8 protein-coding genes and 1 CRISPR repeat array are annotated in these 9910 nt (G+C 58.5%); of the genes, 6 read left to right on the top strand and 2 right to left on the bottom strand.

Annotated features, from left to right (window positions below; all coding sequences use genetic code 11):
- The coding region (locus tag BN874_RS15165; protein ID WP_034435037.1) for an RAMP superfamily CRISPR-associated protein at positions 1-1212 on the bottom strand (1212 nt) is incomplete at its 3' end.
- Positions 1213-1251: 39 nt separating this feature from the next.
- On the bottom strand, positions 1252-2217 hold the full coding sequence (locus BN874_RS15160) for a hypothetical protein (RefSeq protein ID WP_034435036.1): 966 nt from the start codon (positions 2215-2217) through the stop codon (positions 1252-1254).
- A gap of 148 nt (positions 2218-2365) precedes the next feature.
- Here BN874_RS15160 and cas2 point away from each other — a divergent pair, with 148 nt between their 5' ends.
- From cas2 to BN874_RS15130, 6 genes are all read left to right on the top strand, one after another.
- On the top strand, positions 2366-2641 hold the full coding sequence (gene cas2 / locus BN874_RS15155; protein WP_034435030.1) for a CRISPR-associated endonuclease Cas2: 276 nt from the start codon (positions 2366-2368) through the stop codon (positions 2639-2641).
- A gap of 12 nt (positions 2642-2653) precedes the next feature.
- A complete protein-coding gene (gene cas1 / locus BN874_RS15150; RefSeq protein WP_081756427.1) occupies positions 2654-3634 on the top strand; it encodes a CRISPR-associated endonuclease Cas1 in 981 nt (326 codons plus the stop codon).
- A gap of 354 nt (positions 3635-3988) precedes the next feature.
- Positions 3989-6669: a CRISPR direct-repeat array (repeat unit 37 nt; unit sequence CTCCGAAACACCCCGCCCGCTAATAGGGCTTTGTGAC).
- A 171-nt stretch (positions 6670-6840) separates the two neighbouring features.
- Positions 6841-8028, top strand: coding sequence for a Fic family protein (locus tag BN874_RS15145; protein ID WP_034435039.1), 1188 nt, complete (start codon positions 6841-6843; stop codon positions 8026-8028).
- A gap of 123 nt (positions 8029-8151) precedes the next feature.
- Entirely contained in the window at positions 8152-8424 is a 273-nt protein-coding gene (locus BN874_RS15140; RefSeq protein WP_034435025.1) for a hypothetical protein, read from the top strand.
- A gap of 42 nt (positions 8425-8466) precedes the next feature.
- Positions 8467-8739, top strand: coding sequence for a helix-turn-helix domain-containing protein (locus tag BN874_RS15135; RefSeq protein WP_034435024.1), 273 nt, complete (start codon positions 8467-8469; stop codon positions 8737-8739).
- Positions 8736-9851 carry a DEAD/DEAH box helicase family protein gene (locus tag BN874_RS15130; protein WP_195912208.1) on the top strand — a complete coding sequence of 372 codons (1116 nt, stop codon included), beginning with the start codon at positions 8736-8738 and terminating at the stop codon, positions 9849-9851. The genes BN874_RS15135 and BN874_RS15130 overlap by 4 nt, the downstream gene beginning before the upstream one ends.
- Positions 9852-9910: the final 59 nt, after the last annotated feature.

Genomic DNA, 9910 nt, shown 5'->3' with positions numbered 1-9910 from the left:
AGCACCCAAAGGCGGCTTAAGCGCGGCTTGTTGGAAAGCGAAAAACGAGGGGCACCTCAGATTCGTGGCCTTGATATGTTCCCGTTGCGCCCGCTTGCGGATTTTGGCGTCTTTACTATGGGTTTCATCATTGAGCCGTTTGATGTCCGCATCCAATTTTTCCAGTTCGGTTTGCAATTTGGCGTCGAATGCGTCCTGGGTGATCGGTGCGCCATCGAGCAAATAATCAGGGTAATAGGGTGGCGGTTCTTTTTTAACTGGCGCGGCGGTGGTTGTTGAAGCGGCGGCGGCAGCCATGCCCGTCCAATCCAACGCTTGCAATTCCACCTTGAGGATTTCAATCGCTCCATACCCGGCCAGTCGTTTTGCGCCCAAACCCAATACCGGCCACCAACTGGCCACCGCCGCCAGCCAGCGGGCTAAATCGGCGCGAACCGTGGCTTCGTCGCTGTCCTTTATGCCGTGTGGGTTAAAGTAGACCACTTCCAGCACACCGGTTTGATCAGGGGCGACGGCCTCAAAATGAATCGGTTGCGTGCCCATTGCGGTTTCCGCTTTGCTTGGGTTGATGACCAACAGTTGCAGGTTATTGAACCAGACCGGCGAGAAATGCAGCCGCCCAGCTTCGCTTGGATTCTTCTCGTTTTCGATCTTCACGCCGTCGTCGGCGATGCCGAACAGCCGTTTAGCGTGGGGATCGGCATGGCGAAAGGCGCGGGTACGGTCAGGATCGTCTTTGCCGAGTTCGAGCCAGGGTTGCCGATTGGGAAAGGCGCGTTGATAGGCATCGGCGGACAAGCCCTTGAGACTGGCGGCGGACAGATAGGGCAGACCGAGTAGATGGTCTTTGCGGGCCGGGTTATCAAACAGATAGAAGGGATCATCGTCCTTGGTCAGCAGCGGAGTCAGCAGGCGGAAGCTCAGCAGCAGCCGGGCGCTGTAGCGAGGGAATCCAGCCAGCGCACGTTCCATCGGGCGGGCAGCGGTATTTAATCCGGTCGGGAGCAGTGCGGGGTTTTGGCAGTGATGGATTGCGGCTTCGCCCTGACCCATTCCGTTAGCGTTGGCGATGGCGTATTCATGCAAAAAAACGGTGCGCTTGGCAGTCAGGTCGGCGTTGCAGCGAACATCGCGCCGTAACCGCGCCCCCTGCTGGAGCCAGTCACCGGCTTGGGGTTGAAAAGCCTCATCGGCCAGCATATCGAAGCTCATGCGGCTACTCCCGCCAGTCGGTTGATCCATGTGGTTAAATCAGCCTGATGCGCCGCGCCGTCGTGCCAGATGAGCCGACGCTCTCCCGGCCAAACTGCCTCCGGTCCCTGCTGAATCGCCTGCCGCAGCGTTTGCACAATTTGGCCACGCTGATCTGCGAATTGGGGCGGCGTGGTATGCGGAATCACCCCAAATCCGCAAAGCGCAGCCGTTGTTGCCCTGCGGGTACAGCGCCGATAGGTTGATAGCGCCGCCGTATTGGCCGAGGTTGCCGAACAGGTAATGCCGCAGCGGAGCATCCTCATCCGCGTTGCGAAAACTGCCGCGCAGATGTTCCCGCCAGCGCAAACCCTGTTCCAGCCGGGCCGACCAGTTGAGCGGCAACGGGCGTCTGAATTGAATTTCGGCGAACAGGGCGCGATGCAGGCCGGGTTTTTCGGCCAACGGCGCGGCGGCTGCTGATGGTTTCAGCGGTTCCACGTCGGGCAGCGCGTCAGTAGCCAGCACTCCCAATCCCCACTGATCCCGGCTGCCGAAGGTCGCGTGGCGGATCTGAATCCATAGCGCCAGTAATAGTAATTGCCAATGCGGATCGCTGATGCCGCGCCGGGTCAGCGTCAGGCGCAAAGCACCTTCGTGGGCGACGTTGTAGTACCAGCCTTGTCGGGGTTTCCCGTCGGGGCGCGGCCAGTTGAGGCGGCCATTACCGGCAACCGGATTGATTTTTTCCAGGCCGCTGGCATCCACTCGCAAGGCAATCCGCTTGGCGTGATGCTCCTTGGCATCCGTTGACGTACCCCAAACTGCGTGTTCAAAGCCAGGGTCGCCGATAGCCGCAGCCAGCAAGCACGAGAAGCGCCGCACGCCGCCGAGCAGGCCGGAGGGATGGATTTGATCGCCATGCTGGCCGACGCCACCGGTGTACAGCGGGGTCAGGGTGCGCAGGGCGATCTGGACGCTGTGGGCGTCATCATCAGGAGTGCGTAATGCGGCAAGGGCGGACATCGGTTCGGGGATTCCTTGGGTCGGTGGATTCGCTCTATCCCTATCAACGCAGCACCGAGGCGAATTTTTAAAACGGATCGCGTTGAAAATCCTGAGGCGGTGGTCGTTGTTAACTATTGAAAGGGTAGACCATCGGCGGAAAAGCCACATGGCGACTTGGGTAGTAGCGTATGACATCAGCGATAACCGGCGCCGGTTGCAAGTACATCGGGTGTTGCGGGGTTTTGGCGCGCCGGTGCAGAAGTCGGTGTTTGTGTGTCCGCTGGATGGGCGGCGCAAGGCGCGGCTGGCGCAGTTGTTGGCGGAGCAGAAGCTGGAGGCGGGGGATCGGCTGGATTGGTTCCTGATTCAGTCAGCAGAGGCGCACGGGCCAGGAGTGCAGCCGGTGGCGCTGGAACCGGTAGCGTTCGTGATCGCGGAGTGAGCGGAGGAGACGATGATGTGTACTTTGTATCTGGATCAACCGGGGGCGCGGCTGGGGCGTGAGGGATGGCAACTGGTGCTGAAGGATCGGGAGGGCGGCGAGCGCGGTTTCCCGCTGGAGCAGGTGGATCGGGTGCTGATCTACGGGCGGGTGCAGTTGACGGCGGATGCGTTGAATGCACTACTGGAGCGAGGGATTCCGACCACGTTGTTGAGCCGGAGCGGTTGGTTGCACGGTCATGTTCAGGGCGAGTGCGGCGGCCAGGTGCGGCGACGGGCGCGGCAATATGCGCTGATGGCGGATGAGGCGGCGGCGCTGCCGGCAGCACGGGCGTTGATTACGGCCAAGCTGCGGAATCAGCGCTGGTTGCTGCGTTTGCACGAGTCGCCCGCAGCGGCGGGATTGGAGTCATCCATCGCGGCGGCGCAGACGGCGGAGAACGCGGCTCATCTGCGGGGATTTGAGGGCAGCGGGGCGCGGGCTTATTTCGCCGGATTTGGGGCGCTGTTGCAGGGGTCGCCGTTTACTTTCTTCGGGCGGCATCATCATCCGGCTCCTGATCCGGTGAATGCGCTGTTGTCGCTGGGCTATACATTGTTGCTGGGGGAGGTGCGGAGCGCGTTGCACGGCTATGGTCTGGACCCGTTCGCCGGGGTGTTTCACGCCAGCGATGGCGGCCAACCGTCCTGTGCGCTGGATTTGATGGAGCCGTTGCGGCCCTTGGTGGATCGGTTGTCGTTGCGACTGGCGCGGCATGAGTTGGAGCTGGCCGATTTTCAGCAAGATGCGGAGGGAGCGTGCTGGCTGGGGGATGGGCGGCGCGGCAAACTCTATGCGGCGTGGGAGACGCTGATGCAGGAGCCGGTGTTGTGGCAGGGTGAACACCATCCCTATCGGCAAATTATTCATCGGCAGGTGGGAGAATTTGCCCGGTATCTGGATGAACCGAGTTATGAGTTTCGACCGCTGGCGTTAAGCGCGTTGGGCCGATGAGCGATGCGATCCGTCGTGAGGGTGTGCGAGGTTCTTGATTGAAAGCTGATTTATTTCAAGGGGTTGTGAGAAAACAGCTTCAGTGACCGATCGCATGACAAATAATTGATTTATTGATGATTTTTGCTTTGGGATGGGTTAGGAAATGGGTAAAAAGGGTATTCGTTGCGGTCGTGATCGTATGGCGAAATTTTAGTCATTTTGTCGTGTTGGGGGGACAGTGCGGCGGGTGGATTGTTTTGCTATAGTCGTCAAGGTTTCTATTTTTAATAAGGACTTGCGAGGTTCTCATCGAGATGGTAGCCCACGCTTCAGCTTTTTTTACGCGCCGCTTTGAGCCTGCGGCTGAATGCTCTCCGAAACACCCCGCCCGCTAATAGGGCTTTGTGACCTTACCGCCGTCGTCCCTTCCTGTGTGACCCGGACTCCGAAACACCCCGCCCGCTAATAGGGCTTTGTGACAAGGCCGATCAACACTTCCAAGAGGCCGATTTGCGTTCTCCGAAACACCCCGCCCGCTAATAGGGCTTTGTGACATCAACATCTTGCGTGAACCAAAAATCGTTGATTCCTCCGAAACACCCCGCCCGCTAATAGGGCTTTGTGACTATTTTCGTCGGCGATACCCTGTTCGCCGGCAGCACTCCGAAACACCCCGCCCGCTAATAGGGCTTTGTGACGTGCCCAACTGAAATGCGGCGACTAGACTTTTCGCCCTCCGAAACACCCCGCCCGCTAATAGGGCTTTGTGACCAACTCTACCGCATCTCACAATGTGGCGATAGCCAAACTCCGAAACACCCCGCCCGCTAATAGGGCTTTGTGACATCGTATACACCGCCTACGTCGAGCAACAAGGTGGTTGCTCCGAAACACCCCGCCCGCTAATAGGGCTTTGTGACCATACCAATCCTTTAGTTCCATAGCATCGTCTGCAAACTCCGAAACACCCCGCCCGCTAATAGGGCTTTGTGACCGTCCGTCCAGTTTTCAGCAACGGGTTCAGCGATAGGCTCCGAAACACCCCGCCCGCTAATAGGGCTTTGTGACAAAAACCCGCTTTCGCGGGCCTATGATGTTACGCAAGCTCCGAAACACCCCGCCCGCTAATAGGGCTTTGTGCCCCCCTGACCCGCAGGTTGCCCGAAGACGGTTGAAGATCTCCGAAACACCCCGCCCGCTAATAGGGCTTTGTGACATTCAATCCGCTAAAGCGTCTTGAATTTAGCAACTTCTCCGAAACACCCCGCCCGCTAATAGGGCTTTGTGACACCTTTCCTCAGGGCGGCTACTCTGCTTTCAAACGTACTCCGAAACACCCCGCCCGCTAATAGGGCTTTGTGACAATGGATGATCTTAGTCTTGCGCTCGCTTCGGATTCGGGCTCCGAAACACCCCGCCCGCTAATAGGGCTTTGTGACCAAACGCATCGTGGTGCGCGAAGTGGTGATCGAGGGCTCCGAAACACCCCGCCCGCTAATAGGGCTTTGTGACCTAATCTTATCCTGAAGAAGAAATCAGGATTCATATCTCCGAAACACCCCGCCCGCTAATAGGGCTTTGTGACAATGCCGGGGCGGAACAGTACAAGCCGAATACTTCTCCGAAACACCCCGCCCGCTAATAGGGCTTTGTGACCCAGCATTCCTTAGTTCATGCGCGAAACCATCGTGTTCTCCGAAACACCCCGCCCGCTAATAGGGCTTTGTGACAAAGAAGCCGTCTTCACTTCAGCTTCTTGAATGATGACTCCGAAACACCCCGCCCGCTAATAGGGCTTTGTGACTTCTTGATTCTCCATGCCATAATTCAGCACCAATCGCTCCGAAACACCCCGCCCGCTAATAGGGCTTTGTGACCCATCAATCCATTGATATTCAAGATAAGTTTCATTACTCCGAAACACCCCGCCCGCTAATAGGGCTTTGTGACCCTAGAATAATAGTCGTGAAATCCACTCGATCACCTACTCCGAAACACCCCGCCCGCTAATAGGGCTTTGTGACATCTCGACGGTCTTGTCACCGCTGGTGAGTTTCATTCTCCGAAACACCCCGCCCGCTAATAGGGCTTTGTGACCCAAAATCGAGCTTCCATAGCTGTTGAGCGCCGATGACTCCGAAACACCCCGCCCGCTAATAGGGCTTTGTGACATGTCCGCCATATTCCCAACAATATGAATCGTCTTTCTCCGAAACACCCCGCCCGCTAATAGGGCTTTGTGACCTTCATAAGACAGAACGACCGTAAATCCTAAAACAGCTCCGAAACACCCCGCCCGCTAATAGGGCTTTGTGACCCCTTTAACCTGGGTCGTGATACTACCGTTAGTAGCATCTCCGAAACACCCCGCTCGCTAATAGGGCTTTGTGACCTCTCGTAACCATCTCGGTTGCTGGCAGACAAGCGAGCTCCGAAACACCCCGCCCGCTAATAGGGCTTTGTGACTAACGTACTCGATACCACCAGCGATGGAGTAGCCTTCTCCGAAACACCCCGCCCGCTAATAGGGCTTTGTGACTATGCAACATATCATTTTGAAAATAAAAGATATTTTCTCCGAAACACCCCGCCCGCTAATAGGGCTTTGTGACGGCATCTTAACCTAAAGATCAACAATGCGAGACTAAACTCAGAAACACCCCGCCCGCTAATAGGGCTTTGTGACGCTTAAGGGCTATCTTAGACATCTTTGAAATAAACTTCTCCGAAACACCCCGCCCGCTAATAGGGCTTTGTGACCCATCTTTCGGTTGCTGCTTAGTTAGCCAACGATCAACTCCGAAACACCCCGCCCGCTAATAGGGCTTTGTGACCTGCATGGCGGCATGTTCTTCGGCCAAGGCCATGAACTCCGAAACACCCCGCCCGCTAATAGGGCTTTGTGACATAATATGCTTCAGCGTACTGAAGACATTATACTTGCTCCGAAACACCCCGCCCGCTAATAGGACTTTGTGACTCCGCCAGTTTCGCCGCGTGATCGTCAAGTACGGTTCTCCGAAACACCCCGCCCGCTAATAGGGCTTTGTGACTGACCCAGATCGGCAAAAAAAGACGCTTTGGATTGCATAAATCCCTGACAGCACAAGGAGATAGCGAACCCAAGCTAATCGGCAGCCTGATCGGCGAAATATCGATCGAATGATTGGGTTATCATTGAAAAATCAATAACCTGAAAACTGCAAAGATCGGCCATGACTACCCTGCTGGAAACCCCCTCACGGATCGAACCCTGCCTGCTGGAGCAAACCAGCCCCGAACTCGTCGATCTCATCGCCACCCTCGCTGCGGCGGCAGAACGGCTTGGCGCACGGCTGCACCCCCGAACCGCCGCCAGCCTGGCCGACCTGGTGCGGGTCATGAACTGCTACTACTCCAACCGGATTGAAGGCCACAACACCACCCCGCGAGAGATCGAACAAGCGCTCGCTGACCAACTCGCCCCCACCGAAGATCGGCGCAACCTGCAACTGGAAGCACGGGCGCACATCCGGGTTCAGCGTGACATCGACCGACAATCCGCCGCCGGCCAACTCACGGAACCGGCCTCGCTGAACTTCCTCTGCGAGCTGCATCGCGCTTTCTACGAGGACGCCCCGGAAGCGCTGCTTCTGCTCCAAGGAACGGGGCGAACCTTCCGCATGGAGCCGGGTGCTTTGCGCTCCGCTCCTGAACATGAAGTCACAGTGGGCCGCCATTGGCCACCGTCCAGCCTGCACGTCCCGGCGTTCATGGATCACTTCGCCTGGCGCTACCGTTTCCAACCACTGGGCAAAGGCAGTCGCATCGTCGCCATGGCAGCGGCGCATCACCGCCTGAACTACATCCATCCGTTTCCCGATGGCAATGGGCGAGTCAGCCGACTCATGAGTCATGCGATGGCGTTACAGGCGGGGATCGGTGCACATGGCCTGTGGGCCGTGTCACGCGGCCTGGCGCGGGGGCTGGAAAGTCGCAGCGACTACCCGCGCATGATGGATTACGCGGATACCCCCCGACAGGGCGATTGGGATGGACGGGGCAATCTCTCCCTGAAAGCCCTGCACGAGTTTGTTGCGTGGTTCCTGAAAGTGGGTATTGACCAAGTCACCTTCATGGAAGGGCTGTTTGCCCTGGACACCCTCGCCTCCCGACTCAAAGCTTACGTTGATCAACAAGCCTTCAAGGTCGAAGCCTTCACGGTGTTGGAGTCGGTTCTACTGCGTGGAGAGTTGGCGCGTGGCGAAGCCGACCGGATCACCGGCTTGAGCGAGCGAACCGCCCGAACCTTGCTCTCCACCCTGATCAGCGACGGCATCCTCGGCTCCGATACGCCCAAGGGACCAGTTTCTCTGCGCTTCCCGCTCCATGCCGTTGAAAGGTTGTTCCCCAGATTGTTCCCGGAAACTTAGGATTCAAGCAGTTTCCGGAAACGGCAGCTTAGGTTCATCGTACCGGTCGAAATTTTTAAAAATCCCCTTCCCCGCTGCGTTGTAACGAGTAGAGACCAGCGACAACCAGCCGGGGAGAATGAGATGAACCGACCGCAGCAAGTCCGCGCTGTATTCCAGGAATTGCGCCAAGCCTTAGGCGACCAGTTCAGCGCCGGGGAATTACTGGAGCGGGCGGCGACACTGGTCAGCCTGTTGAGGGATGAGGAGGATCCCCTCGACTCCGAAAGGATGACGGACAGGATTCCCTTTGAGGAACGAGACCTGTGCGAAGTGATGGCGGACGGCGGTTGGGGCGTTCTAAACCATGTGTATGCGCATGATTACGATCTCTATGATTGGCAGGCGTTTCAATGAATTCCACCACGACAAGGCCCATTGCGCGGCCTGGGGAAGCGTATGGCTCTCATCAAACACGGCATGACCCAAGCGGTGCGGGAACACCTTGCCGCCGGCCAACCGATCACCCGACTGGAAGCACTGGTGCTGTACGGCGTCTCGAACCTGACCGGCCTGATGTCTGAAATGCGCCGCCAAGGCTGGATGATCGAATCGCGCTGGGTGCCTTACGCCACGGCAGTACGGCGAATCAACGAATACGCCGTGCTGCAACCGCCCGCCAACTTGCCAGTACGCGAGATGCAACTGACGGAGTATTGGGTAAAAACGTGAAGCGCTGCTTTTCCACCCGGCAGCGCCGAATTCTGGCCTGGGTCGCGGCGGGCCGCTGCGCCGAGTGCGGTCAACCGCTTGAACCCGATTTTCACGCCGATCACCGGATTCCGTTCGCCCACGGCGGACCCACCCTGCTTCAGAACGGCCAAGCCCTGTGCAGGCCGTGCAACCAAAGGAAAGGCGCCCAGATGCCCCAGCCCCAACTCCGCCCCTGGCAACAGGACGCGCTCCGCAAAGCCCTGACCTGGCTGGTCGAAGCCCGTCAGGATCGCCGCTTTCTGATCAACGCCGCGCCGGGCGCGGGCAAAACCCGGGTCTCCTGCGTCATCGCCCAGACCTTGCTGGCGCTCGGCGAAATTGACCGGGTGATCGTCATTGCTCCCCGCGCCGAAGTGGTCAACCAATGGGCCGACGACTTCCGTCAGGTCACCGGGCGCTACATGAGCAAAGTCACCGCACGGGACGGCGACATCCACGGCTTGGGGCTGGATGTTTGCGCCACCTGGGCCGCGATTCAAGGGTTGCAGGATGCGTTACAGGCGATGTGCGGCGCCGCTCGGGTGCTGGTGATCTGCGACGAACACCACCACGCCGCAGTACAGGCCGCCTGGGGCGAAGGGGCCGATAGCGCCTTTGCCGCCGCTCAATTTACCCTGGTGCTGACCGGCACCCCGATCCGCTCCGATGGCGCGGAATCGGTGTGGCTGCCCTACGATGACGCCGGCGCGATTGACTATCCCGAAGGCGGAACCTACACCCTGACCTACGGGGAAGCGGTCGATCTCGGCTATTGCCGCCCGGTGACCTTCCATCGCCATGAGGGTCGCTTTACCCTCGATCTCGACGGCGGGCAAACCGTTCAAATTTCCGGCCAGCAGCCGGCGACGCTGCCCCGACCGCTGGCCCGCATTCCCGGCTTGCAGCGGGTGCTCGACTTCTACCGGCTGGCCTGTACTCCGCAATATCAGGCCGATAAGCAAACTCCGCTGGCGACCGGCTATCAGGCCAGCATGATCGAGTCCGCCGCCCAAAAACTGGATGATCTGCGGCTACGGATGCCCAACGCGGGCGGGCTGATCATCGCTCCCTCCATCGAAATGGCCGAGTGAGGTGCCCCTCGTTTTTCGCTTTCCAACAAGCCGCGCTTAAGCCGCCTTTGGGTGCTGAT

This window comes from Candidatus Contendobacter odensis Run_B_J11 (assembly GCF_000531125.1).
Taxonomy (GTDB): Bacteria; Pseudomonadota; Gammaproteobacteria; order Competibacterales; family Competibacteraceae; genus Contendibacter; species Contendibacter odensensis.
This window is presented reverse-complemented; position numbering and strand designations above follow the sequence as displayed.